Annotated in this window: 19 protein-coding genes and 1 riboswitch; of the genes, 9 read left to right on the top strand and 10 right to left on the bottom strand. The window is 41.2% G+C overall.

Annotated elements, in window-relative coordinates:
* Window positions 1–12: 12 nt before the first annotated feature.
* The 3 genes from hldE to hemA form a co-directional block, all read right to left on the bottom strand.
* Window positions 13–1,443, bottom strand: a complete 1,431-nt coding sequence (gene hldE / locus C228_RS0106290) for a bifunctional D-glycero-beta-D-manno-heptose-7-phosphate kinase/D-glycero-beta-D-manno-heptose 1-phosphate adenylyltransferase HldE (protein WP_018651822.1) — start codon at window positions 1,441–1,443, stop codon at window positions 13–15.
* Between the two features lie 115 nt (window positions 1,444–1,558).
* Window positions 1,559–3,076, bottom strand: a complete 1,518-nt coding sequence (der, locus tag C228_RS0106295; RefSeq protein ID WP_018651823.1) for a ribosome biogenesis GTPase Der — start codon at window positions 3,074–3,076, stop codon at window positions 1,559–1,561.
* Between the two features lie 161 nt (window positions 3,077–3,237).
* On the bottom strand, window positions 3,238–4,548 hold the full coding sequence (gene hemA / locus C228_RS0106300) for a glutamyl-tRNA reductase (protein WP_018651824.1): 1,311 nt from the start codon (window positions 4,546–4,548) through the stop codon (window positions 3,238–3,240).
* 333 nt (window positions 4,549–4,881) lie between these two features.
* On the opposite strand from hemA, the gene relA reads away from it, so the two are divergent.
* Window positions 4,882–7,089, top strand: coding sequence for a GTP diphosphokinase (gene relA / locus C228_RS0106305; RefSeq protein ID WP_018651825.1), 2,208 nt, complete (start codon window positions 4,882–4,884; stop codon window positions 7,087–7,089).
* Between the two features lie 70 nt (window positions 7,090–7,159).
* The gene (gene ispC, locus C228_RS0106310) at window positions 7,160–8,350 is read left to right on the top strand and encodes a 1-deoxy-D-xylulose-5-phosphate reductoisomerase (RefSeq protein WP_018651826.1); all 1,191 of its coding nucleotides are present in this window, start codon (window positions 7,160–7,162) and stop codon (window positions 8,348–8,350) included.
* A 53-nt stretch (window positions 8,351–8,403) separates the two neighbouring features.
* Here the strand turns inward: ispC and lon are convergent, their stop codons facing one another.
* From lon to glpQ, 4 genes are all read right to left on the bottom strand, one after another.
* Window positions 8,404–10,812 carry an endopeptidase La gene (gene lon, locus C228_RS0106315; protein WP_018651827.1) on the bottom strand — a complete coding sequence of 803 codons (2,409 nt, stop codon included), beginning with the start codon at window positions 10,810–10,812 and terminating at the stop codon, window positions 8,404–8,406.
* A gap of 153 nt (window positions 10,813–10,965) precedes the next feature.
* Window positions 10,966–11,874, bottom strand: a complete 909-nt coding sequence (locus tag C228_RS0106320) for a hypothetical protein (RefSeq protein WP_018651828.1) — start codon at window positions 11,872–11,874, stop codon at window positions 10,966–10,968.
* A 142-nt stretch (window positions 11,875–12,016) separates the two neighbouring features.
* Window positions 12,017–13,462 (bottom strand): glycerol-3-phosphate transporter, encoded by a 1,446-nt coding sequence (glpT, locus tag C228_RS0106325; protein WP_018651829.1) that lies wholly within the window; start codon window positions 13,460–13,462, stop codon window positions 12,017–12,019.
* A gap of 199 nt (window positions 13,463–13,661) precedes the next feature.
* On the bottom strand, window positions 13,662–14,750 hold the full coding sequence (gene glpQ / locus C228_RS0106330) for a glycerophosphodiester phosphodiesterase (RefSeq protein ID WP_018651830.1): 1,089 nt from the start codon (window positions 14,748–14,750) through the stop codon (window positions 13,662–13,664).
* Between the two features lie 263 nt (window positions 14,751–15,013).
* Here glpQ and glpA point away from each other — a divergent pair, with 263 nt between their 5' ends.
* The 7 genes from glpA to ribH all read left to right on the top strand — a co-directional run bounded on the left by glpA (window position 15,014) and on the right by ribH (window position 23,254).
* Window positions 15,014–16,699, top strand: a complete 1,686-nt coding sequence (gene glpA, locus C228_RS0106335; protein ID WP_018651831.1) for an anaerobic glycerol-3-phosphate dehydrogenase subunit A — start codon at window positions 15,014–15,016, stop codon at window positions 16,697–16,699.
* Complete coding sequence (glpB, locus tag C228_RS0106340) at window positions 16,689–17,975, top strand: glycerol-3-phosphate dehydrogenase subunit GlpB (protein ID WP_026313222.1); 1,287 nt, start codon at window positions 16,689–16,691, stop codon at window positions 17,973–17,975. Before glpA ends, glpB begins: the two co-directional genes overlap by 11 nt.
* The gene (gene glpC, locus C228_RS0106345; RefSeq protein WP_018651833.1) at window positions 17,972–19,246 is read left to right on the top strand and encodes an anaerobic glycerol-3-phosphate dehydrogenase subunit GlpC; all 1,275 of its coding nucleotides are present in this window, start codon (window positions 17,972–17,974) and stop codon (window positions 19,244–19,246) included. Before glpB ends, glpC begins: the two co-directional genes overlap by 4 nt.
* Window positions 19,247–19,297: 51 nt before the next feature.
* Window positions 19,298–19,423, top strand: a riboswitch (FMN riboswitch).
* Between the two features lie 132 nt (window positions 19,424–19,555).
* Window positions 19,556–20,650, top strand: a complete 1,095-nt coding sequence (ribD, locus tag C228_RS0106355; RefSeq protein WP_018651835.1) for a bifunctional diaminohydroxyphosphoribosylaminopyrimidine deaminase/5-amino-6-(5-phosphoribosylamino)uracil reductase RibD — start codon at window positions 19,556–19,558, stop codon at window positions 20,648–20,650.
* Window positions 20,651–20,773: 123 nt separating this feature from the next.
* Complete coding sequence (gene ribE / locus C228_RS0106360) at window positions 20,774–21,421, top strand: riboflavin synthase (protein ID WP_018651836.1); 648 nt, start codon at window positions 20,774–20,776, stop codon at window positions 21,419–21,421.
* 55 nt (window positions 21,422–21,476) lie between these two features.
* The gene (locus C228_RS0106365; RefSeq protein WP_018651837.1) at window positions 21,477–22,682 is read left to right on the top strand and encodes a bifunctional 3,4-dihydroxy-2-butanone-4-phosphate synthase/GTP cyclohydrolase II; all 1,206 of its coding nucleotides are present in this window, start codon (window positions 21,477–21,479) and stop codon (window positions 22,680–22,682) included.
* Window positions 22,683–22,792: 110 nt separating this feature from the next.
* Window positions 22,793–23,254: a 6,7-dimethyl-8-ribityllumazine synthase gene (gene ribH / locus C228_RS0106370; protein ID WP_005600491.1), complete on the top strand. Its 462-nt coding sequence runs from the start codon at window positions 22,793–22,795 to the stop codon at window positions 23,252–23,254.
* A gap of 89 nt (window positions 23,255–23,343) precedes the next feature.
* Here ribH and greB read toward each other — a convergent pair whose 3' ends face one another.
* The 3 genes from greB to pepB all read right to left on the bottom strand — a co-directional run bounded on the left by greB (window position 23,344) and on the right by pepB (window position 26,188).
* Complete coding sequence (greB, locus tag C228_RS0106375; RefSeq protein WP_018651838.1) at window positions 23,344–23,832, bottom strand: transcription elongation factor GreB; 489 nt, start codon at window positions 23,830–23,832, stop codon at window positions 23,344–23,346.
* 9 nt (window positions 23,833–23,841) lie between these two features.
* Window positions 23,842–24,777: a KpsF/GutQ family sugar-phosphate isomerase gene (locus C228_RS0106380; RefSeq protein ID WP_018651839.1), complete on the bottom strand. Its 936-nt coding sequence runs from the start codon at window positions 24,775–24,777 to the stop codon at window positions 23,842–23,844.
* Between the two features lie 127 nt (window positions 24,778–24,904).
* A complete protein-coding gene (pepB, locus tag C228_RS0106385) occupies window positions 24,905–26,188 on the bottom strand; it encodes an aminopeptidase PepB (RefSeq protein WP_026313223.1) in 1,284 nt (427 codons plus the stop codon).
* Window positions 26,189–26,222: the final 34 nt, after the last annotated feature.

A 26,222-nucleotide genomic window follows, 5' to 3' on the forward strand; every position in this document is an offset into this window, starting at 1 on the left:
GAGTAAGAACACTTATTTTGATGCCTGAATTTTCTTGATCACGTTTGTTGTTGAACAACCGTTCTCAAAATTTAATACTTTGACTTCACCGCCATTTGCCCAAACTTCTTGACTGCCGGCAATCTCTTCAGGTTTATAATCACCGCCTTTGACTAATAAGTTAGGTAAGATTTCACCGATAAGACGTTGAGGCGTATCTTCCGCAAAAGGTACTACCCAATCCACAGAAGCTAAACCGGCAAGTACCGCCATACGAGCGCTTAAATCGTTAATCGGGCGAGATTCACCTTTTAAGCGTTTTACCGATTCATCGGTATTTACTGCTACGATTAAACGATCACCTAATTTACGTGCATTTTCTAAATAAGAAACGTGACCCGGGTGCAGAATATCAAAACAGCCGTTGGTCATTACAATTTTCTCACCACGTTGTTTTGCATGTTCTACCGCACGTTTTAATTCGTCTTCCGCTAAAATGCCGAAACCGGTTTCTTCACGATGATGAATGGCATTTTCTAACTCGGTCGGGGTGACGGTTGAAGTACCTAATTTACCCACAACGACCCCAGCTGCTGCATTCGCTAAATAACAGGCTTCTTCGTAAGGGCGACCGTCAGCAATCGCAGTGGCAAGCACACTGATCACCGTGTCGCCGGCACCGGTTACGTCATAAACTTCTTTTGCTTGGGTCGGTAAGTGGAACGGTGTTTGATTCGGACGTAGTAACGTCATACCTTTTTCCGAACGTGTCACTAATAACGCAGTTAATTCGAAATCAGCGATAAGTTTTAAGCCTTTCTCCACGATTTCAGCGTCATCTTTGCAGTGACCGACTACCGCTTCAAATTCAGACATATTCGGCGTTAAGAGCGTTGCACCACGATAACGTTCAAAATCGGTACCTTTCGGGTCAATCAGTGTCGGCACGCCGGCTTTGCGTGCCTCTTGAATCATTTGTTGTACCGATTCAAGCGTACCTTTGCCGTAATCCGATAAGATTAATGCGCCATAAGCGGTAATTTCTTGCTTGAGTTTTGCAAGTAGAGAATCGCTTGCGACATGATGAAAGCCTTCTTCGAAATCTAAACGTAAAAGCTGTTGATGACGTGAAAGGATACGTAATTTGGTGATGGTTGGGTGTGAATCCAATGCAACGCAGTGGTTTTGGATATTATGTGAATTGAGTAATTTATCTAAAGCACGGCCGGCATCATCTTGCCCGATTAAACCGTGAAGGGCAACCGGTACACCAAGGCTGGCAATGTTCATTGCCACATTCGCCGCGCCACCGGCACGTTCTTCGATATCTTGTACTTTTACCACCGGCACAGGTGCTTCCGGAGAAATACGGTTTGTCGCACCAAACCAGTAACGGTCTAACATCACATCGCCAAGTACAAGCACTTTAGCATTATTAAATTTTGGAGAGTATTGCATCATCATAGTTAATTTCTCAATTAAATGATGACGCTCGTCTGTGACGAGCGCCTTAAACCTTGTTCACTCATAGCACCCGCCAAAGACGGGCGCTAACATAAGGCTGGGTGAGATTGTCTAATTATTTCTTACTTTTCTTAATAAACTTCATCAAGCGTTTACGTTTACGTAATTGGCTTGGCGTGAGTTTATTTTTTTTACCCGCAAATGGGTTATTACCTTCTTGGAACTGAATACGGATCGGCGAACCGATAATTTTCAAGCTCTTACGGAAGTAATTACTTAAATAACGTTTATAAGAATCCGCTAATTTTTCGACTTGGTTACCGTGAATCACGATAATCGGCGGATTATAACCACCTGGGTGAGCGTATTTTAATTTCACACGGCGACCATTTACTAACGGCGGCTGATGCTCATCCGTAGCCATACGTAAAATACGCGTTAACATCGAAGTCGAAGTTTTTTGTGTTGCACACGCATAGGCTTCTTTCACGGAATCAAATAAGTTACCTACGCCAGAGCCGTGTAATGCGGAAATAAAATGCACACGAGCGAAATCAATAAAGTCTAAACGGCGGTCTAATTCGGACTTCACTTGATCTTTAATATCTTGCGATAAGCCATCCCATTTATTAACGACGATCACAAGTGAACGACCTGCATTCAGAATAAAGCCGAGTAGAGATAAATCTTGATCAGAAATGCCTTCACGGGCATCAATGGTAAGTAATACCACGTTCGCATCTTGAATCGCTTGTAGGGTTTTAATTACGGAGAATTTTTCCACCGCTAAATTAACCTTACCACGTTTACGTACGCCGGCGGTATCAATAATCGTATATTGCTGACCGTCACGCTCCATCGGAATATAGATTGAATCACGAGTCGTACCCGGCATATCGTAAACCACCACACGTTCTTCACCGAGAATACGGTTGGTTAAAGTCGATTTTCCCACATTCGGACGACCGACGATAGCGATCTTGATGTTTTTATCTTCAATTGATTCGCTTTCGTCTGCTAATGCTTCATCAAGTAATGCGGTGTCTTCTTCGTTATCAAAGTCGAAATCGGTATCCCATTCATCCGCTTCTTCATTTGCAGAATCTTCATCGTTTTCGACCGCTTGATCCGCATTTAATTGCTCGCCAAGTGGCGCTAACACTTGTTCGATAAGTTGTGTTACACCACGGCCTTGTGCCGCTGCGATCTGTTCAACTTCACCTAAGCCTAATTGATAAAATTCTGCACAATGTGAATCCGCATCAATACCGTCCGTTTTGTTTGCTACCACCACGGTCGTTTTTTCACGCTGACGTAAATATTGAGCGATACCGATATCCGCAGGCAGTAAGCCAGCGCGTGCATCAACTAAGAAAAGTACAACATCCGCTTCTTCAATCGCAAGTAGCGATTGTTCCGCCATTTTTTCTTCTACGCCTTCTTCCGTACCGTCAATACCACCGGTATCAACTACGATAAAATCATAACCGGCGATATTCGCATGACCGTATTTACGGTCACGAGTAAGCCCCGGAAAGTCCGCTACCAACGCATCACGCGTACGGGTTAAGCGGTTAAATAAAGTGGATTTACCCACATTCGGTCTGCCGACAAGGGCAACAACTGGAGTCATTCTTATTCTGTCCTTCTAAAAATTCTGTCTTTGCGAGTCGCAAAATCATCACATTATATACTAAAAGCATTGAGAACGGAAAAAGGCTCGAAAACAAGCGGTCGATTTTCTGCAAAATTTTACCGAAAATCGACCGCTTGTTTGTTTGAATTTCTGAGCTGTTACTGTTCTTCTAATTTTAGGGCTTTAGAGAAACATTGTAAGCCTTTGGAATTACCGCTCTTCGCCATTGCTTGGAGGGCTTGGGTTGGCACGTGTAATAAGCTGTTAGTCAGTTTATAACTCAATTCATTTAAGATTTTCTCAGCGTCTTGCCCTGCGGCAATTGCTTGCATCGCTTTATTGAGTAATTCTTGACGAGTTTGTTCGGCATCTTGGCGATAGCGTTTAATTAAGTCGCTGGATTGTTGCTGTTTTAACCACTCGAAGAACGCTTTACATTCCTGTTCTACGATTTCAGCCGCTTGTTCAGCTGCTTGTTGGCGTTGGGCTAGATTACGTTGAATAATGTTTTGCAAATCGTCAACACTATAGGAATAGACCGCATCCAGTTCTCCGGCTGTCTCATCAATGTCACGAGGCACAGCGATATCAATTAACAGCATCGGATCAAATTGGCGTTGTTTTTGGGCAATCGCCACCATTTCTTTGCTAATTAACATATCCGGACTGCCGGTCGAGCTAATCACTACATCCGCCTGATTTAAACCGATTTGTAACGCACTGAGTGACAGAATTTGCATTGGCGTTTCTAACCGTTCCGCTAACATTTCCGCACGTACATGGGTACGGTTTGCAATCATAATATTTTTTGCGCTATGTTGGATCAAGTAACGAGCCACTAATTCGATCGTTTCACCTGCGCCGATTAATAGGAAACGCAGTTTGCTGAAATTATCAAAAATTTGGCGAGCTAAACCACAAGCAGCATAAGCGACAGAAACTGCGCTTGAGCCGATTTCCGTTTCAGAACGAACACGTTTAGCGGTTGAAAATGTACGCTGGAATAAACGAGAAAGTTTGGTTGAAACTTGAGAGCCTTGTGATTGATAAAAATTCTCGCTGTCTTGGTAAGCTTGCTTTACTTGGCCAAGAATTTGTGGTTCGCCTAAAATCAGTGAATCCAATCCGCAAGCTACCTGCATTAAGTGACGAGCAGCTTCAAAATTCTGTTTGAAGTAGATACATTCACGTAATTCAGCGTGATCAAGTTGATGAATTTCGGCAAACCATTCGAAACACTGCTCTCGCCAAGCGAGATTATCCTCATGTTCTGCTTGTGGTGTAATTTCCGAATGATGGAAATAGAGTTCGGTACGGTTACAAGTTGATAGGATAACAATGCTTTCAGCTAAATCTCGCTGCTGAATTTGCTCAAACGCCAACTGACGTTTGACTTCATTAAACGCCACTTTTCCTCGCAAACTCACAGATGCGGTTTTATGGTTAATACCTAAAGCTAAAATTGTCATTGAATCCCACACAAAAGAAAAACGGCAAAATGCCGCTTAAAACATACTTCATTCTAACCAATTGACAAATACGCTGCAATTAATTGTAGAGATTGGTTTGATTTATCACAATTTATATACCTCAAAAGAGGTGGGGGGGTAATTTTGAGAAATTAGCCAAATACTTTTTTATGATATGGTGAGTTAAGTGAAAAAGAGAACAATTTGTAGCGGATAGATAACAACAAGGTATCGATAACCACTAACAATAATTCGCAAATCCAAGTATAATGCCAAACAATTTCTAGCCGCCAAGCGGTTAAATATCCGTAAGATTTTACAAAAGGAGGATTTATGGTAGCGATTCGCCGTTCACACGAGCTTAACCCTAGTACTTTTGAGTTAGCTAGTTGGAGTGCAGCTTTACAAATGTCGCCCATAACCTTTGAAGAATTACAAATTGCTTGGCGCTATGCCCAAGAGAAGTTAGATACCGAAACATATCATTTAATGTGGGATGGTGTTGAGATGGTTGAAATCTTACACGGTCTAAATATGGATGATGACTCTCTTGTCGCCGCATTATTATTTCCTCTCGTTAAACACAATATTATCGATCTCGTTCAGGTAAAAGAACACTTTGGTAACCAAGTAAAAAATTTGGTTAAAGGCGTGATCGAAATGGATAATATTCGCCAATTAAGTGCCAACAGTGCTTCCGATTTACAAATTGATAATATCCGCCGTATGTTACTTGCGATGGTGGATGATTTCCGTTGTGTAGTCATCAAACTTGCCGAACGAATTACCTATTTGCGCGATAAACATCTGCATACGGAAGAAGACTTGGTTTTAGCCGCCAAAGAATGTTCGCACGTTTATGCGCCGCTCGCCAATCGTTTAGGTATCGGACAGCTTAAATGGGAGCTGGAAGATTATTGCTTCCGTGCTTTACACCCGCAATGTTATCGTGTGATTGCGTTGCAATTGGGCGAGCGCCGTCTAGAGCGTGAAAGCTATATTGCAAATTTTGTGGCGAATTTGACCGCTTCTTTAGCAGAACAGATTAGTGATATTGAAGTTTACGGTCGTCCGAAACATATTTACAGTATTTGGAAGAAAATGCAGAAGAAAAATCTGCGTTTCGAACAGCTGTTTGACGTAAGAGCGGTACGTGTTATCGTGCCGAATCTACAAGATTGCTATACCGCTTTGGGGATTATTCATACGCAATATAAGCATTTGCCGGAGCATTTTGATGACTATATCGCACATCCGAAACCGAATGGTTACCAATCGATTCATACCGTCGTGTTGGGTGAGGGCGATAAAACTATCGAGGTGCAAATTCGTACGCGCAAAATGCATGACGATGCTGAACTAGGCGTTGCGGCGCATTGGAAATATAAAGAAGGTGCAACGGCTGGTCGTTCCGGTTATGAAGAGAAAATCGTTTGGTTACGTAAATTATTGGCGTGGCAAAATGATATTGCGGATTCGGGCGATGTGGTTGCGGAAATGCGTTCTCAAGTATTTGATGATCGTGTTTATGTGTTTACCCCGCGAGGCGAGGTAATTGATTTACCTAAAAATGCGACGCCGCTTGATTTTGCATATGCGATTCATAGTGAAGTAGGACATCGTTGTATCGGTGCTAAAGTTGCCGGACGAATCGTGCCGTTTACCTATTTATTACAAATGGGTGATCAGGTTGAAATTATTACCCAGAAAAATCCAAATCCTAGCCGAGATTGGTTGAATCCGAATTTAGGCTTCGTAAATACTTCCAAAGCGCGTGCAAAAATTATCGCTTGGTTTAAGAAATTGGATCGAGAGAAAAATATTCCGATCGGCAAAGAAGCATTAGAAGCGGAAATGGCGCGTTTCGGCTTTACTTACAAGCAAATCGAGCAATATGCGTTGCCACGCTATAACCTGAAACAATTTGATGATTTGTATGCAGGGATTGGCGGTGGTGATATTCGTCTGAATCAGTTAAGCCATTATTTGCAAAGCAAGTTAATCAAACCGACCGCAGAGCAAGAAGACGAAGCGGTACTGAAGCAAGTGAATAAGCATGCCAATAATGCGAATCAGCACAAAGGCAAAAATGGACAAATTATTATTGATGGTGTCGGTAATTTAATGCACACCATTGCCCGTTGCTGTCAGCCGATTCCGGGCGATAAGATTGTCGGTTATATCACGCAAGGACGCGGAATTTCGATTCACCGTGCGGACTGTGAACAATTGTTTGAATTGCGTAGTGCAAATCCGGAGCGTGTAGTTGGTGCACAATGGGGCACGAATTATGCGAGTGGCTTTAGTTTAGCGATTCGGGTTACGGCAAATGACCGTAACGGTTTATTACGTGATGTGAGTGCGGTAATGGCAAATGAGAAAGTTAACGTATTGAGTGTCTCAAGCCGTATTGATGCGAAACGCAGTCTAGCCATTATGGATATGGGAATTGAACTGAGCAATGTTGAAATGCTGGGTAAATTATTAGCGCGTATCGCACAACTTGAAGATGTTATTGAAGCGAAACGCTTATCAAATTAAGTAGCAAGCGGTCAAATTTGCAAAAAAAATTGCAAAATAGACCGCTTGTTTTTAGTGATTAGGAATGTCTATGAAGAAATTAGTTATTTTAGGTTCAACCGGTTCAATCGGTAAAAGCACTTTATCGGTGGTGGAACAGAACAAAACGGAATACGAGGTATTCGGTTTAGTCGGTGGTAAAAATATTGAATTAATGGCAGCACAATGCTTATTATTTCAACCGAAATTTGCCGCATTAGATGATGAGCAAGCGGCAAAAGCATTAGCGGAACAGCTTAAACAATTGAATGTAAAAACCGAAGTATTCAGCGGTCAAAAAGCGATTTGTGAACTGAGTGCTCACCCCGAAGTGGATATGGTGATGGCGGCGATTGTTGGGGCAGCAGGTTTGTTACCAACGCTTTCAGCGGTTAAGGCAGGTAAAAAAGTCTTATTGGCAAATAAAGAATCGTTAGTCACTTGCGGGCAAATTTTTATTGATGAGGCGAGAAAATCCGGCGCGCAGTTATTACCGGTTGATAGCGAACACAATGCGATTTTCCAATCTCTACCACCGGAAGCGCAACAAAAAGTCGGTTTTTGCCCGCTTGCGGAGTTAGGCGTGAGTAAAATTATTTTGACCGGTTCAGGCGGTCCGTTCCGTGTAAAACCGCTCGATGAGTTTGCCACTATTACTCCGACACAAGCGGTTGCACACCCGAATTGGTCGATGGGTAAGAAAATCTCGGTCGATAGTGCCACCATGATGAATAAAGGCTTGGAATATATTGAAGCCCGTTGGTTATTTAATGCTTCGGCAGAGGAAATGGAAATTATTATTCATCCACAATCCATTATTCATTCGATGGTACGTTATATTGACGGCTCGGTTATCGCTCAAATGGGGAACCCGGATATGTGTACACCGATTGCGCATACAATGGCGTATCCGAAGCGGATTAATGCCGGTGTGGCGCCGTTAGATTTCTTTAAATTGAAAGAATTAACTTTTATCGAAACGGATTTTGCCCGCTATCCGAATTTGAAATTAGCGATTGATGCGTTTGCGGAAGGACAATATGCTACAACCGCAATGAATGCGGCAAACGAAGTGGCGGTAGAGGCTTTCTTAAATGAACGTATTCGTTTTATTGATATTGTGAATGTAAATAGAACGGTAGTGGAAAATATTGCACCGATTCAAGTAAAAGAAATAGCTGATGTGTTACATATTGATAAATTAGCACGAGAATTAGCGGAACAAACCGTGATTAATTTATAAAAAAGAAAAACCTCGAATAACAAGTTCGAGGTTTTTTACTTTAAACGGTAAATTTATTGAATTGCCGCTTTTGAACGAGATTTCTTCACTTTAATCGTTTGAGATTTTGTCGGAATGATCTCAATCCCCATTGGCGGATTTTCTAGTGCAATTGATAACACTTCATCAATTGTTTCAACCGCATGAATCGTTAATGCCGCTTTTGCATTTTCCGGAATTTCTTCCAAATCTTTTTCATTATCTTTTGGAATAATCACGGTTGTAATACCACCACGGTGTGCAGCCAGTAATTTCTCTTTTAAGCCACCGATTGGTAATACTTTACCACGTAAGCTAATTTCACCGGTCATCGCCACCTCTTTACGAACAGGGTTGCCGGTTAGACTTGAAATTAATGCGGTACACATTGCGATACCTGCACTCGGGCCGTCTTTCGGAGTTGCACCGTCCGGCACGTGTACGTGGATATCACGTTTCTCGTGGAAGTCATCTGCGATACCTAATTGAGCAGCTCTTGCTCGAACCACCATCATCGCCGCTTGGATAGATTCTTTCATTACGTCGCCTAATGAGCCTGTGAATGAGAATTTACCTTTACCGCTTACTGATGCTGTTTCGATCGTTAATAAATCGCCGCCAACTTCTGTCCACGCTAAACCGGTTACTTCACCTACACGGTTTTGGTTATCCATTTTGCCGTAATCAAAACGTTTTACGCCTAGGTAATCCGCAATATTCTCTTCTGTTACAGTCAGTGATTTAACTTTCTTGTCTAGCACTAAAGTTTTAACCGCTTTACGACAGATTTTTGCAATTTCACGCTCAAGACTACGCACACCGGCTTCACGAGTGTAGTAACGAATAATGCTTAAAATAGCATTATCTTCAATGGTTAATTCACCTGCTTTTAAGCCGTTATTTTCTTGCTGCTTAGCAATTAAATGTTCACGCGCAATGTGCATTTTTTCATCTTCGGTATAACCGGAAAGACGAATCACTTCCATACGGTCGAGTAGTGCCGGTGGAATATTCATTGAGTTTGATGTTGCGACAAACATAACATCAGAAAGATCGTAATCAACTTCTAAATAATGATCGTTAAATGCTTTATTTTGTTCCGGATCTAACACTTCAAGTAATGCGGATGCCGGATCACCACGCATATCCTGCGCCATTTTGTCGATTTCATCGAGCAAGAATAGCGGGTTTTTCACGCCGACTTTTGCCATTTTCATCATTAATGAACCCGGCATAGAACCGATATAAGTACGGCGATGACCACGGATTTCCGCTTCATCACGCACGCCACCTAGTGCCATACGGACATATTTACGTCCTGTTGCATTAGCGATAGATTGACCAAGAGAGGTTTTACCTACGCCCGGAGGACCAACTAAACAAAGGATTGGACCTTTGAGTTTATTTAAGCGGCTTTGTACCGCAAGATATTCCACAATGCGTTCTTTAACTTTTTCTAGTCCGTAATGATCTTTATCCAATATGGCTTGCGCTTTCGCTAAGTCTTTTTTGACCGCAGATTTTTTATGCCACGGCATTTGTAAAATCCAGTCAATATAACTACGTACTACTGTTGCTTCAGAAGAACTTTGCGGCATCGCTTTTAATTTTTTAAATTCACCGTCTAATTTTTCTTTTACTTCTACTGGTAATTTAGTCGCATCAATTTTCTCTTTAAGCTTATCTAATTCACTCTGTTCTACATCTTCGCCGTTGCCTAATTCTTTTTGAATCGCTTTAATTTGTTCATTCAAGTAGTAATCACGTTGGTTTTTTTCCATTTGTTGTTTAACACGATTGCGAATACGGCTTTCTGTTTCTAGAGAGTCCATTTCCGTCGCCATCGCAACTAATAACGCTTCAAAACGAGCGATAAGATTTGCTTCTTCAAGTAACGCTTGTTTTTTCTTAACCGGTGCAATGAGATTTGATGAAATTGTATCAGCTAAACGATCTTTAGTCGTGATTTTTTGTAATTTCGGTAAAATCTCAGCTGGAATCTTTTTATTATTTTTTACGTAATTTTCAAATTCATTAAGCGTTGCTTTAGCGATTACTTGTAATTCATTATCTTCTTCATCAAATTCTGATGAGATGACTTGTACACCAGCCCAGAAGCCGTTTTCATCATCGTGAATATGTTCAATTTTGGCACGTTGCTGACCTTCAACAAGCACTTTCACCGTACCATCAGGAAGGTTTAACATTTGGATAATATTAGCAATTACACCAACATCATATACATCAGCAGTTGTTGGCTCTTCTTTATTCGGGTCTTGCTGAGTTACAAGGAATAATTGTTTATTGCTATCCATTGCTGCACGTAAGGCTTGAATTGATTTTTCTCGCCCTACAAATAACGGCATAACCATATAAGGAAAAACCACTACGTCACGTAACGGAAGTAGCGGTAACTCAATTGCTTTCTTTTTTCTTGGTGCCATGAATTTGCTCTCTTCTTATGTTCTATCAAAAGATTAATTTCCCCATTATGGGGGTGAAATTTGGAAAAACAAGAAAAAATTTGATTAAAGTTAAAAAATAAAGGAAATAATCCGAGATTATTTCCTTGCAAGAAATGAGTAGAAAAGAAATGATTATTGGCATCTAGGCGTCATTTGATAAAAATATATTTCACTAATTTCACGATCATATCCCGGGTAAAAACCTTTCGGCATTCCTAATACGATTTGTTTGCCGCGATTAGCATGAACAATCAATTGCTTGCTTTTTGGATTGATTACGAGTCCTTCGATTTCTCCATAATCTTTCACATCATCAAGGGTACGCTCTAGCACCACTCGAGCTTCGTTATTTTTAGTAGAAAGTTCTACACGATATAAGTGATCGTGTTCTTTCTCATCGGCAGTTCCGTCATCTGCAGTCAGATATAAGTTTCCCTCATGGGCGAAGATACCTTGAATCCATTGCGGAACCGGCTGTAAATGGACTTTGCGTTTATATTTGCCGCTATCAAGATCATATTCATATAAATAGCGACCACTTTCTTCTCCAACCCAAGATGCCATCCAAACACTACGATTGACGGTATCTACCGTAATTGCTGATACCTCGAGTTGCCCCGATTCCGGATAAAAATCTACCGCTCTTTTAAAGGCTAAGCTATTCGGATCATGAATGGCAATTTGGATATTTTTACCTACACCGTCCATAAACCATTCGGAGGAAACATATAATTCATGGTTATAAATATCAATATCACCGATATGATTGGCTTCTTTTTGATAACCGATAAACGGCTTTTTATTTTCAATAATGAGCTTTCCGTTTAAATCATATTTGGTGAGCGACGATGAACCAGATACATAGAGATATTTACCGTCAGTGGTAATTCCTTGGCGACCATTGACTTCCATTACTTTATTTAAGATATATTCGTATTTGGGCAAAGCTTTTACATACGGAGATTGACAACTTTGGTTTGCCAAACTAATAGAACTGATAAAGAAACAGCCTAACGTAAGTGCAATTTTTAGTAATTTCATATGATTCTCCAGTTATTTAATGCTGTTGGTTAAGGAAGTTAGTAGCTAGTTAACCTTAGTTATATGGCAAATTGATGACAAATAGTGGTTTTAGGATGAAAAAAAGGAAGAACAATGGTTCTTCCTTTTGTAAGCGAGTTAATTATTTACCGTAGTGGTCGCCTAATGTTGCTTTATGTTTGCCTTCTTCAAGCATTACGATAAGCATTAGTAATACAGCTAACACACCGCCAGCAATCATCACGTAGAAACCGCCGTTCCAGCCGTAATATTCTGCTGCCCAACCAACAACTGCTGATGCAGAAACCGTACCACCTAAGTAACCGAATAGACCGGTGAAACCTGCTGATGTACCCGCTGCTTTTTTCGGTGCAAGTTCAAGTGCATGTAAACCAATTAACATTACTGGACCATAGATTAAGAAACCAATTATGGTCATTAAGATGAAGTCCATCAATTGATATGGGTTTTCATACCACGCTTTACCTGCATATTGCACTAATTCAGCCTCAGGTGTTGCTGGGTTTTTCCATAATGCTACAACGGCTATCGTGGTTAAGATCATAAAGATAAAGCCGGTTAAACCACGTTTACCTTTGAATAATTTATCTGATACCCAACCACATAATAATGTACCCGGAATTGCAGCTAATTCATAGATCGTATAAGCCCAAGCAGTACCTTTGATATTGAAGTGTTTTACTTCACCGAGGTAAACCGGAGACCATTTTAATACACCATAACGAATTAAATAAACGAATACGTTAGCAATTGCGATGTACCATAATAATTTGTTTTTAAGTACATAAGTCACAAAGATTTCTTTGGTACTTAAATCTTTTTCCGCTGTTTCCTCATTATAGTCATCAGGATAATCATTACGCCATTTTTCTACCGGAGGTAAACCGCAAGATTGTGGCGTGTCTTTCATTACAAAATAAACTGGAATCGCAGCAACCATTGCAGCAATCCCCGGATAGTAAAGTGCTTGTTGCCATACGTCTTTCGCAGTTGCGTGTTCGCCAGTATTGCTAAAGTAAATCGCACTTGCTAACAACACCATTGCACCCGGTACCATACCACCCACATTATGCGCACAGTTCCAGATAGAAACGATAGTACCACGCTCAGATTTAGACCACCAATGCACCATCGTTCTACCACATGGAGGCCAACCCATACCTTGGAACCAACCATTTAAGAAAATCATGATGAACATGACAGCGATACCTGAAGTTGCCCACGGCATTAAGCCCATCATCGTCATGCAGAGGCCGGAAAGTAATAAACCGAACGGTAAAAATACTTTCGGGTTTGAACGGTCAGACATACCAGCCATCACGAATTTAGAAAGACCATAAGCTAAACCTGCACCGGTACCGATAATACCTAATTCAGCTTTGTTATATAAACCTGCTTCAATTAAACCTTTTTGTGCAAGGTCGAAGTTTGCACGCACAAAATAATATGCGGCGTATCCAAAGAAGATACCTGCGAATACTTGCCAACGTAAGAATTTATATTTTGCATCTATTTTATCTGCCGGTAATTCCGCAATGTGCGGAGCCGGTTTAAAAGGACCAAACATAGAAACACTCCAAATGATATATATTGATAAAACGTTCGATTACGAAAAATCACGCATATTTTAGCGAAAAAAGAGTAATACTCCATATTATTTATCTAAATTTGTGAATGTACTCACATTTTTATGAGAGATTTTCAACATATTTGTTAAAAATGTAAGCAATTCACCAATTTAGTATTCATGTTCGCTCAAAAAACGCTTATTTAGTTCCTTTAATAAACTGTACGCCGGTATCTGGGAAGTCGGTAAATACACCGGTTGCCCCTGCTTTATTTAATAAAGCATCGTACATTTGATTTACATCGGTAAAGAATTCCGGAAGCGCATCTTTACGTACAGTGTAAGGGTGCAATTCCATGTTGGTTTTCGCAATATCTTTTACCATTGGAGTGTATTTGATATCACCTAGTTTTGAGTTTTTATCATCAACCAACATATACCAACCCGGACCTACACCATCGGCATATTTAGCTACTTCAGTCATAGCACCGTCTTTAAACATCCAGTCGTAGTTATAGTTCACCCATTTGCCCGAAGCATCTTTTTCTTCGGTTTCATGCCAATCGGTATAAGCGATTAATTGAACAAGTTTTACGTCCATACCAAGTTTTGGTAACAATTCAGTTTTAATACGTTTTAACTCGTTAAAATCGAAAGTTTGTAAATAAACTTTGTCCGATTTTTGGTCATAGCCGTATTTTTTCAGTACTTTTAAGGTCTCTAATGCAATGTCTTTGCCTTCTTGGTGATGTAACCAAGGTGCTTTGATTTCTGGGTAAATACCGATTTGTTTACCGGTTGATTTTTCTAAGCCTTGGATAAATTCGATTTCATCTTCGAAGGTGTGAATTCGGAAATGAGATTTCCACATTGGGAAACGATTTGGATAAACTTGTACTTGTTGGCCGTTTTCTGTTTTGAAGTTTTCCGTCATTTCAAGTGTTTGGATTTCTTTTAAGGTGAAATCAGCGACATAGAAACGACCGTCTTTACGCGCACGTTTCGGGAATTTCTTCGCTACATCAGTTAAACCATCTAAGAAATGGTCATGAATAACAATTAAACGATTATCTTTCGTCATCGCAAGATCTTGTTCTAAATAATCTGCTTGTTGAGCAAAAGCGAGCGCTTTAGACTCAAGCGTATGTTCAGGTAGGTAGCCACTCGCTCCACGATGTGCAATGATTAATTTGTCTGACTGAGTTGATTTATCAGCGGCTTGCTGTGCGGTACACCCGGTTAAAACTGCTGTTGCAAGTAAGCTCCTAGCTAATGTTTTCAATTTCATTATTTTCTCCTTGATTAGCTTAAATGTTTGTTTATCAACAAACCGCGCATAGCATAACCGAACAAAATGAATAGAAAAGCATATTTGTACAAATTTGTGATCTATTCCACAAAGAATTTAACAAATTTAAATTCTTTGTGAGCATTATCACATTTTTGATTTCTTTTATGCTCATTTGCTTGTTCCAAAACGCTCATTTTTATACAATAAATCTGTTTTTATTGTTTCGTTTCATTTCATTTAAAATGTGGGAGAGGTTGAGTATGAACATTTCACCTCAAATATATCAAAATCTTGCAGATTTTTCGCCAATCAGTACAGATGTCATTATCATCGGCGGTGGTGCAACCGGTGCGGGGATTGCAAGAGACTGTGCGCTCCGAGGTTTAAAATGCGTATTGTTAGAGCGTAGAGACATCGCAACCGGTGCAACCGGTCGTAATCACGGCTTGCTACATAGCGGGGCACGCTATGCGGTAAATGATAGAGAATCGGCTGAAGAATGTATTAAGGAAAATCTCATCCTCAAACAGATCGCGCGCCATTGTGTAGATGACACAAAAGGGCTTTTCATTACCCTACCGGAAGATGATCTTAATTATCAGAAAAACTTTATCCAAGCCTGTACCGATTCGGGTATAGAAGCGGTCGAAATTGAGCCGGACCTTGCAAAATATATGGAGCCGTCTGTTAACCCTTCGCTAGTCGGTGCAGTGGTTGTGCCGGATGGTTCGATTGACCCGTTCCGTTTAACCGCTTCCAATATGTTGGATGCGACGGAGAACGGTGCAAAAGTGTTTACTTACTGTGAAGTAACCGGTTTGATTCGCGAAGGTGGCACTGTTATCGGTGTTAATGTGTTTGATCATCGAAACCAAGTCAAACGCCAATTTTTTGCGCCAATCGTGGTGAATGCCGGCGGAATCTGGGGGCAGGGTATTGCCGAATATGCCGATCTCAAAATCAAAATGTTCCCAGCGAAGGGTTCGTTACTGGTAATGGGACACCGCATTAACAATATGGTGATCAACCGTTGCCGTAAACCGGCAAATGCCGATATTTTGGTGCCGGGCGATACCATTTGTGTTATCGGTACAACGTCTGACCGTATTCCTTATGATCAAATTGACAATATGGTGGTTACTCCGGAAGAAGTGGATGTGTTATTCCGTGAAGGGGAGAAACTTGCACCAAGTTTACGTCATACCCGTGTGTTACGTGCTTATGCGGGGGTTCGTCCATTGGTGGCAACGGACGATGATCCATCCGGTCGTAATGTTAGCCGTGGTATTGTCTTGCTGGATCACGCAGAACGTGACGGTTTAGACGGTTTTATTACAATTACCGGCGGTAAATTGATGACTTATCGTTTGATGGCGGAATGGGCAACCGATTTGGTTTGCAAAAAATTGAATAAATCCGACCGCTTGTGTAGCACGGCGGAACGTCCGCTTCCGGGTTCAAATGAAAGCCGTGAAGAAACTAGTAAAAAAATTATTTCATTGCCGAATACGATTCGCCATTCTGCGGTTTATCGTCATGGTTCTAGAGCATTGCGTTTACTTGAAACCGAGCGTTTAGATAAAACTTTAGTGTGTGAATGTGAAGCGGTAACTGCCGGTGAAGTTCGCTATGCGGTTGATGAACTCAATGTGAATAATTTGGTGGATTTACGCCGCCGTACTCGTGTCGGTATGGGAACTTGCCAAGCGGAACTTTGTGCTTGTCGTGCTGCAGGGCTGATGAGTCGTTTTAAAGTGGCGACACCAAAAGAATCAACCACCCAATTAGCCTCATTTATGGAAGAGCGCTGGCGTGGAATTCAACCGATTGCATGGGGGGATGCAATGCGGGAAGCGGAATTTACCAGCTGGATTTACTATAGTTTACTCGGGCTGAATGATGTACCGATGGATGAAGAGCAGGGAGTGAATGGCAATGAATTTTGATGTAGTGATTATCGGGGGCGGACTTGCCGGTTTAACTTGCGGGATTGCCCTTCAAGAGCAAGGAAAACGTTGTGCGATTATTAATAACGGACAAGCGGCAATTGATTTTTCTTCTGGTTCCATGGATTTACTTTCTCGCTTACCAAGCGGTCAAAAAGTGCAAAACATTTACCAATCGCTTGATGAGTTAACAGCTCAAGCACCGGAGCATCCGTATAGCATTCTCGGCAAAGATCAAGTATTGGCAAAAGCACAACAATTTGAACAATTAGCGAGAGCATTAAATTTACATTTAGAAGGCTCAACAGCAGGAAATCACGAACGAGTTACCCCGTTAGGTGGACTTCGTGCAACTTGGTTATCACCGAATAGCGTACCGACAGTAAAACATTTAACCGCCTTAGCGGAGAAACAGGTCGCTATTTTAGGAATTGAAGGCTATCACGATTTTCAGCCGCAATTATTGGCGGATAATTTAAAACAGCATAACCAGTTTGCTGATTATGAGTTTACAATCGGTTATTTGAATATTCCAGAGTTGGACTATTTACGTCAAAATTCACGTGAGTTCCGTAGTGTCAATATTGCCCAATTGTTAGAGCATAAATTATCTTTCCAAGATCTGGTACAAGAAATTAAACAAGCAGCGGGTAGTGCGAAAGCGGTATTTTTACCGGCTTGTTTCGGTTTGGATAACCAAGATTTCTTCAATAGCTTACAACAAGCAACCGGTTTGGCATTATTCGAATTACCGACGTTACCGCCGTCTTTATTGGGTATTCGTCAGCATCGCCAATTATGTTCATGCTTTGAGCAGTTAGGCGGCATGATGATGAATGGCGACCGAGCGGTGAGAGCGGAGTTTGAAGGTGATAAGGTCGTACGTATTTTTACTACGTCACATCAAGAAGAACCGATTAGTGCAAATCACTTTGTATTGGCTGCCGGCAGTTTCTTCAGTAATGGCTTAGTGGCGGAATTTGAGCGTGTGACAGAACCGGTGTTTGATTTGGATATTTGCGGTTGCAAAAATTTTGACAGTTCCGACCGCTTTACTTGGACAAATAACCGCTTTGCGGCACCTCAACCTTACCAATCTGCTGGTGTGGTGATTAACTCGGCTTGCCAAGTGCAAAAAAACGGTGCAGTTATGCCAAATTTATATGCGGTGGGAAATGTCATTGGTGGTTTCCAAGGCATTGAGCAAGGTTGTGGTTCGGGTGTTGCTGTGGTAACGGCATTAACCGTTGCAGAACAAATCGGAGGTATAAAATGAATATCCAACAATTGATTGAAAATGCACGTCAAGGCGCACAATCTCCGGTTGTTCATCAACATTTTGACCCAAGTTTTGAAAGCTGTTTGAAATGTACCGCTTGTACGGCGGTATGTCCGGTTTCACGTAATAATCCGTTTTATCCGGGACCAAAACAATCCGGTCCGGACGGTGAGCGTTTACGCCTGAAAAGCCCAGATTTCTATGATGAAGCCTTGAAATATTGTACGAACTGTAAACGTTGTGAAATTGCTTGCCCGTCAGATGTAAAAATTGGCGATATTATCGTACGTGCAAGAAATCGTCATGTTGAGCGTCAAAATAAACCATTGATTCATAAATTGCGTGATGCGGTATTAAGTAATACCGATATTATGGGGACGATGAATACCCCGTTTGCGCCGATTGTGAATACGATTACCGGTTTAAAAGCGACTCGTTTCTTGTTAGAGAAAACCTTAAAAGTCAGCCAACACCGTACCTTACCGAAATATTCATTCGGTTCGTTCCGTAATTGGTATATGAAAAAAGAAGCGAAACGCCAGGCGCAATTCAAAGAGCAAGTCGCTTATTACCACGGTTGTTATGTGAACTATAATAATCCGCAGTTAGGTAAAGAAGTGATCGATGTGATGAATGCACTGGATATCGGAGTGGTTTTGCTTGAAAAAGAAAAATGTTGCGGTTTGCCGTTAATGGTGAACGGTTTTCCTGAAAGAGCAAAAAAACAGGCGGAATTTAACCTGAAATATCTTGAAAAAACCGTGGATAAACAGTTAGAAGTGATTGGTACTTCCTCAAGCTGTACGGCAAATATTAAAGAAGAGTACAGCCACGTACTCGGTATGCCGAATACCAAAGTGAAATCGCATATTGATATCGTGACACGCCACTTGTATAAATTACAAAAAGCCGGCAGAAAATTACCGCTTAAACCGATGCGTTTACGTGTTGCTTATCATACTGCTTGTCATGTGGAAAAAGCCGGTTGGGCACCTTATACGTTGGAATTGTTAAAACAAATTCCGGAGTTAGACGTAGTAATGTTGCCGTCGCAATGTTGCGGTATTGCAGGGACTTACGGTTTTAAAGCGGAAAACTACGAAACGTCACAAGCGATCGGACGCACGCTGTTTGAACATATCAACGAGGGCGGTTTTGATTATGTGATTTCAGAGTGTGAAACCTGTAAATGGCAGATTGATATGTCGAGCAATGTCACTTGCTTACATCCAATCACTTTATTATCAATGGCATTGAATAAACGCTAATTGTTGCTTGACATTGGCAATCAAAAGTCGCAAAATTTGCAACAATTTTTTAATAATCTTCAGGGCAGGGTGAAATTCCCGATCGGCGGTAAAGTCCGCGAGCCGAACGAAAAAGGTTTGGCAGGAACTGGTGAGATTCCGGTACCGACAGTATAGTCTGGATGGAAGAAGATGAAATAACCGTGTAAGCGGTAGTTTTTCCTATCTTTTTTACAAGCCTTGAGATCGAAAGATTTCAAGGCTTTTTTCATCATTAGGGTAAACACGCCTGTAATGTGTTTTCCTCTGCCCTCAAATAGTTTCAAAACAATGACTGATTTAGACTATATGCGCCGTGCTATTGCACTGGCAAAACAAGGTTTAGGCTGGACGAATCCCAATCCGCTTGTCGGTTGTGTAATTGTCAAAAACGGTGAAATCGTTGCCGAAGGTTACCATGAAAAGATCGGCGGTTGGCATGCGGAGCGTAATGCCATTTTACATTGTAAGGAAGATCTTTTCGGGGCGACTGCTTATGTAACACTTGAGCCTTGTTGTCATCACGGACGCACGCCACCTTGTTCGGATTTATTAATTGAAAGAGGCATTAAAAAAGTGTTTATCGGTTCAAGTGATCCAAATCCGTTAGTAGCAGGGCAAGGTGCAAGTCAGTTACGCCAAGCCGGTGTGGAAGTGGTGGAAGGTTTACTCAAAGAAGAATGTGATGCGTTAAACCCGATTTTTTTCCACTATATTCAGACTAAACGCCCGTATGTGCTGATGAAATATGCCATGACGGCAGACGGAAAAATTGCAACCAGTAGCGGCGAATCTAAATGGATTACCGGTGAATTGGCAAGAGCAAGAGTGCAACAAACTCGCCATCAATATAGTGCGATTATGGTTGGAGTGGATACGGTGCTTGCTGATAATCCAATGCTGAATAGCCGAATGCCGAATGCGAAACAACCTGTTCGGATTGTCTGTGATAGCCAATTACGTACACCGTTGGATTGCCAGTTAGTGCAAACAGCGAAAGAATATCGCACCGTGATTGCAACCGTTAGTGACGATTTGCAAAAAATTGAACAATTTAGACCGCTTGGCGTAGAAGTATTAGTGTGTAAAGCACGAAACAAGCGGGTAGATTTGCAAGATCTTTTGCAAAAGCTCGGTGAAATGCAGATCGACAGCCTCTTATTGGAAGGCGGTTCAAGTTTAAATTTTAGTGCGTTAGAAAGTGGCATTGTGAATCGAGTACATTGTTATATTGCGCCTAAATTAGTCGGTGGTAAACAAGCGAAAACCCCAATCGGCGGTGAGGGAATTCAACAAATCGACCAAGCGGTTAAATTAATACTGAAATCAACCGAACTCATCGGCGAAGATATTTTGTTGGATTATGTAGTCATCTCCCATCTTTAACAAAGAGGGGCAGGGGGAGATTTGATACAGTGTTGAAATTTACAAAGCCTTCTACTTTGGTGTTTTTTAAATCTCCCCTATCCCCTCTTTACAAAAGAGGGGGATCAATAATGAGGAAATTATATGTTCACAGGTATTATTGAAGAAGTCGGTAAAATTGCTCAAATTCATAAACAAGGTGAGTTTGCGGTAGTGACGATTAATGCGACAAAGGTATTACAAGATGTTCATTTAGGCGACAGTATTGCCGTAAACGGCGTATGTTTAACTGTAACGTCTTTTTCAAGTAATCAATTTACCGCCGATGTAATGTCGGAAACGTTAAAACGTACTTCATTAGGCGAATTAAAACCGAATAGTCCGGTTAATTTGGAACGAGCGATGGCGGCAAATGGACGTTTTGGCGGACATATTGTTTCGGGTCATATTGATGGCACCGGTGAAATTTCGGAAATCACGCCAGCACATAATTCGACATGGTATCGGATTAAAACTTCGCCAAAGTTAATGCATTATATTATCGAAAAAGGTTCGATTACCATTGATGGTATTAGCCTTACCGTAGTGGATATCGATGATGAAAGCTTCCGTGTGTCGATTATTCCGCATACGATCAAAGAAACCAATTTAGGCTCGAAAAAAATCGGCAGCATTGTCAATTTAGAGAATGATATTGTCGGAAAATATATCGAACAGTTTTTATTGAAAAAGTCGGCGGATGAGCCGCAAAGTAATCTTAGTTTAGACTTTTTAAAGCAGGTAGGATTTTAAAATACACACGTAGTGTGTTTCTGCCGACAAAAAATATATATTTTAGGAAAAGAAGATGACAGATTTCCAATTTTCAACAGTAGGAGAGGCGATTGAAGCAATTCGTCAAGGTAAAATCATTTTAGTCAGCGATGATGAAGATCGTGAAAATGAAGGTGATTTTATTTGTGCGGCAGAATTTGCTACACCGGAAAATATCAATTTTATGGCAACTTACGGCAAAGGTTTAATTTGCACACCGGTTTCAGCGGAAATTGCTAAAAAGTTAAATTTCCATCCGATGGTGGCAGTCAATGAAGATAACCATGAAACGGCGTTTACGGTATCGGTGGATCATATTGACACAGGAACGGGCATTTCTGCTTTTGAACGTTCAATTACCGCAATGAAAATTGTAGATGATAATGCGAAAGCAAGTGATTTTCGCCGTCCGGGGCATATGTTCCCATTAATCGCAAAAGATGGCGGCGTGTTAGTACGTAATGGTCATACCGAAGCAACTGTGGATTTAGCTCGTTTAGCAGGATTAAAACACGCCGGTTTATGTTGTGAAATTATGGCGGATGACGGCACAATGATGAGAATGCCGGAGTTACAAAAATTTGCCGTAGAACACAATATGCCGTTTATTACGATTCAACAATTACAAGAATACCGTCGTAAACACGATAGCCTAGTTAAACAAGTTTCTGTGGTAAAAATGCCGACCAAATACGGTGAATTTATGGCGCATAGTTTTGTTGAAGTGATTTCAGGTAAAGAACATGTTGCGTTAGTTAAAGGTGATTTAATGGATGGTGAGCAAGTGTTGGCGCGAATTCATTCGGAATGTTTAACCGGTGATGCTTTCGGTTCTCAACGTTGTGACTGCGGTCAGCAATTTGCGGCGGCAATGACGCAAATTGAGAAAGAGGGCAGAGGCGTTATTCTGTATTTACGTCAAGAAGGGCGTGGTATCGGTCTAATTAATAAGTTACGTGCTTACGAACTGCAAGATAAGGGAATGGATACCGTTGAAGCGAACGTTGCTTTAGGTTTTAAAGAAGACGAGCGTGAGTATTATATCGGTGCACAAATGTTCCAACAGTTAGGTGTAAAATCTATCCGTTTATTAACTAATAATCCAGCAAAAATTGAAGGTTTAAAAGAGCAGGGGTTAAATATCGTTGCACGTGAGCCGATTATTGTAGAACCAAACAAAAATGACATTGATTACCTAAAAGTAAAACAGGTAAAAATGGGGCATATGTTTAACTTCTAACTTTAACAACCGTATGTAGTGTTAGGGATGCAAGCGTTGCGTCCCTACTATAAAATGATACAAGCGGTCACTTTTTTATAAAATTTTGCATATTTCAAGAGGACAAAAAAATGGCAAAGATTACAGGTAACTTAGTTGCGACAGGTTTAAAATTCGGTATCGTAACTGCACGTTTCAACGATTTTATCAACGATAAATTATTAAGCGGTGCAATTGATACGTTAGTGCGTCACGGTGCCGATGAAAATGATATTGATACGGCATGGGTACCGGGTGCATTTGAAATTCCACTTGTAGCGAAAAAAATGGCAACAAGCGGTAAATATGATGCGGTAATCTGCTTAGGTACAGTAATTCGTGGTTCAACAACTCACTATGATTACGTATGTAATGAAGCGGCAAAAGGTATCGGTGCAGTTGCATTAGAAACCGGCGTACCGGTAATTTTCGGTGTATTAACCACAGAAAATATTGAACAAGCAATCGAACGTGCGGGCACGAAAGCGGGCAACAAAGGTTCAGAGTGTGCATTAGGCGCAATCGAAATGGTAAACGTATTAAAAGCGATCTAATTTTTCGTTTGACGTGCTAAAAACAAGCGGTCGTTTTTGACTGAAATTTTGCAAATTTCCCGTTAAAAACGACCGCTTATATTTTATGTCTAGTAAAGACCTTCTTTCTCGTACCAGATTTTGTTGATATATAGCAAGCTTTTGCCAAGTGGCGTATCCACCTTAATTTCATCATCCACTTCCTTACCGATTAACGCTCGGGCTACCGGCGAATCAATGGAAATCCAATTCTTAGCCGGATCAAATTCATCACAACCGACAATCCGATATTGCTTAGTTTCACCTTGCTCATTTTCAAGCTCAACCCAAGCGCCAAAAAACACTTTGCCTTCTTGTTTCGGATGATAATCCACGATTTGTAACACTTCTAAACGTTTGGATAAAAAACGAACTCGGTGATCAATTTCACGTAACCGGCGTTTACCATAAATATATTCGGCATTCTCGCTTCGATCACCTAAAGCTGCGGCTTCCGATACCGCTTGCGTTACTTTCGGGCGTTCATCTTTCCACAAGAATTTAAGTTCTTGATCTAAGAGTTGCCACCCGCCACGTGTAATATAATTTGATTTTGCCACAAAAGCTCCTTAGCTTGAGAATTCCATAATACCGGACACTTTGCCTTCGTCATTTAGCGCAATAAGCGAATGGATATGCAATTCTTTCATCATTTCTTCCGCTTTTGCTAAATAAGTATTGTCCGAAATGGTTTTCGGATTTTTAGACATAATTTGTGCCGCTGTTTTCGTCAGACTCCCTGCGCCGAATTGAGCGAGCGCACGACGAATGTCACCATCAGTAATAATGCCATGTAAGTCTTCATTTTGCATAATCAGTGCAACCCCCATTCTGCCTTCATTCATCACACTTAAAATCGTGCTGAAATCCGCATTTGGTTGTGCGATCGGCAACTTAGTTTGCATCACATCTTTCACTCGATTGAGTAATTTACGTCCTAAGCTACCGCCCGGATGGAAACGGGCAAAATCTTCCGCTTTAAAATCACGTGCGTTAATTAATGCAATCGCCAGCGCATCGCCTAGCGCCATAGTCACTAGTGTCGATGTAGTTGGGGCAAGATTATTTGGGCAGGCCTCTCGTTCAACACAGATATTGAGAATTAAATTAGCGTGTTGAGCGAGCGTTGAATTCGGATTGCCGGTCATCGCAATAATTTTGTTGCCAAAACTTTTTAGGCTTGGTAATAATTTAATGACATCGTCCGTTTCGCCGCTATTGGAGATCAAAATGACAATATCAATCGGTTTTAACATCCCTAAATCGCCATGAAATGCTTCGGTCGGATGCAAATAAAAACTTGGTGTACCGGTTGAAGCAAAAGTTGCCACCATTTTTTGTCCGACTAAGCCGGATTTACCGATACCCGCAACCACGACACGCCCTTCGCAATTTAAAATCATTTCAATTGCTTGATTAAATGTGCTGTCTAAACGCTGATTAAGCTGGTTAATTGCTTGGGTATAAAGGCTGAGAGTTTCGTTTGCGCTCACTAAGTAATTCATATTTGTTCCTAAATGGCAAAATAGAAGTTAATTCGTAATATTATACACAAAGCAAAATAAAACCGCTTGTTTTGCGCTAACGTTAGCGGAACAAGTGGTTAAATTTTCCGGAAATTTTACTAAAGGCTTATTGAGATAAAAGCAGATTCGCTAGGGTTTTCATACCTAAACCGGTCGCGCCGGCTGCCCATAAATCACTTGCTGTTTTACGAAAAGTCGCAGAAGCATCAATATGTAACCAATTTCGTGCGTAATCTTTAACAAAGTACGATAAAAATGCAGTTGCGGTACTTGCACCGGCAACGACCGGCACCGATCCGATATTGGCAATATCGGCAAACGAAGATGAAATTTGTGAACGATGAAATGATTCAAATGGTAAACGCCAGAACGGTTCGTTTTCCGCTTTTGCTGCATTAAATAAGTGAGCAGTTAATTCATCATCCATAGAAAGTACCGAATGATAGTCATTGCCGACCGCAACTTTTGCAGCACCGGTTAAGGTTGCCGCATCAATGATAAATTTCGCATTTTGCTCACTTGCTTCAATTAGACCATCTGCTAATACTAAGCGGCCTTCCGCATCAGTATTAAGGACTTCTGCACTAACACCGTTGCGATATTTGATAATATCGCCTAATTTAAATGCAGTACTGCTTACCATATTTTCTGCACAGCATAGGTAGAGTTTTACACGTTGTGTTAAGCCTCGACTGATCGCAAAACCTAATGCACCGGTCAATAAGGCCGCACCGCCCATATCGGTACGCATCGTACTCATTGAGTCACTCGGCTTAATGCTATAACCGCCAGTATCGAAGGTAATCCCTTTACCAACTAAACAAGCAAGCACCGGTGCATTAATATCACCGATTGGATTGAAATCTAATTTGAGCAATGCCGGTTTATTTGCCGAGCCTTTACCTACCGTCCAAATACCATGATAGCCCTGTTGTTTTAACGCTTCACCACTAATAATTTCAGCGGATACTGCATTTTTACCAAGATATTGCTCGGCTTGTTTGCCAATAAACTCCGCCGCTTTTTGAGCTAAACGCTCAGGGGTAAGCGTTTCGGAAGATTCGTTAATCAAAGAGCGTGTAAAGCTAGAGCAGTACACACGCGCATCAAATTCCGCTTGTTGTTCGGCTAAGTCGGGGTAACTTACTGTTCCGGTATTGCGGACACTGATAAAACCTTGATGGAATGCCCAACACTCTTCTAAGCCCCAATCAAGACCGGTAAGCACAGCATTCAAAATGCCTTGATTTTTAATTTTACGGGCAGCACATTGAATAGTCGTTAACGGATCTTTTTGCAGGTGAATTGTCATACCTTGTTCATTGGCAGACAGAATTGCATTTTTGCCCCACTGCTCAGGAGCGGCTTGTTGTGATAATGTGATTCGCATTGCCATAAATAAGATTCCTATTGAATGAAAGTTT

Origin of the sequence: Actinobacillus capsulatus DSM 19761, assembly GCF_000374285.1 — a bacterium.
Taxonomy (GTDB): Bacteria; Pseudomonadota; Gammaproteobacteria; order Enterobacterales; family Pasteurellaceae; genus Actinobacillus; species Actinobacillus capsulatus.

What these genes read in the sequence shown, in the direction of transcription:
- C228_RS0106365 (WP_018651837.1), top strand. Translation starts at nt 21,477, where the DNA reads ATGACAGATTTCCAATTTTCAACAGTAGGAGAGGCGATTGAAGCAATT.
- lon (WP_018651827.1), bottom strand. Translation starts at nt 10,812, where the DNA reads ATGGCACCAAGAAAAAAGAAAGCAATTGAGTTACCGCTACTTCCGTTA.
- pepB (WP_026313223.1), bottom strand. Translation starts at nt 26,188, where the DNA reads ATGCGAATCACATTATCACAACAAGCCGCTCCTGAGCAGTGGGGCAAA.
- hldE (WP_018651822.1), bottom strand. Translation starts at nt 1,443, where the DNA reads ATGATGATGCAATACTCTCCAAAATTTAATAATGCTAAAGTGCTTGTA.
- ispC (WP_018651826.1), top strand. Translation starts at nt 7,160, where the DNA reads ATGAAGAAATTAGTTATTTTAGGTTCAACCGGTTCAATCGGTAAAAGC.
- C228_RS0106380 (WP_018651839.1), bottom strand. Translation starts at nt 24,777, where the DNA reads ATGAATTACTTAGTGAGCGCAAACGAAACTCTCAGCCTTTATACCCAA.
- ribE (WP_018651836.1), top strand. Translation starts at nt 20,774, where the DNA reads ATGTTCACAGGTATTATTGAAGAAGTCGGTAAAATTGCTCAAATTCAT.
- glpA (WP_018651831.1), top strand. Translation starts at nt 15,014, where the DNA reads ATGAACATTTCACCTCAAATATATCAAAATCTTGCAGATTTTTCGCCA.
- ribH (WP_005600491.1), top strand. Translation starts at nt 22,793, where the DNA reads ATGGCAAAGATTACAGGTAACTTAGTTGCGACAGGTTTAAAATTCGGT.
- glpQ (WP_018651830.1), bottom strand. Translation starts at nt 14,750, where the DNA reads ATGAAATTGAAAACATTAGCTAGGAGCTTACTTGCAACAGCAGTTTTA.
- hemA (WP_018651824.1), bottom strand. Translation starts at nt 4,548, where the DNA reads ATGACAATTTTAGCTTTAGGTATTAACCATAAAACCGCATCTGTGAGT.
- glpB (WP_026313222.1), top strand. Translation starts at nt 16,689, where the DNA reads ATGAATTTTGATGTAGTGATTATCGGGGGCGGACTTGCCGGTTTAACT.
- C228_RS0106320 (WP_018651828.1), bottom strand. Translation starts at nt 11,874, where the DNA reads ATGAAATTACTAAAAATTGCACTTACGTTAGGCTGTTTCTTTATCAGT.
- glpC (WP_018651833.1), top strand. Translation starts at nt 17,972, where the DNA reads ATGAATATCCAACAATTGATTGAAAATGCACGTCAAGGCGCACAATCT.
- relA (WP_018651825.1), top strand. Translation starts at nt 4,882, where the DNA reads ATGGTAGCGATTCGCCGTTCACACGAGCTTAACCCTAGTACTTTTGAG.
- ribD (WP_018651835.1), top strand. Translation starts at nt 19,556, where the DNA reads ATGACTGATTTAGACTATATGCGCCGTGCTATTGCACTGGCAAAACAA.
- glpT (WP_018651829.1), bottom strand. Translation starts at nt 13,462, where the DNA reads ATGTTTGGTCCTTTTAAACCGGCTCCGCACATTGCGGAATTACCGGCA.
- der (WP_018651823.1), bottom strand. Translation starts at nt 3,076, where the DNA reads ATGACTCCAGTTGTTGCCCTTGTCGGCAGACCGAATGTGGGTAAATCC.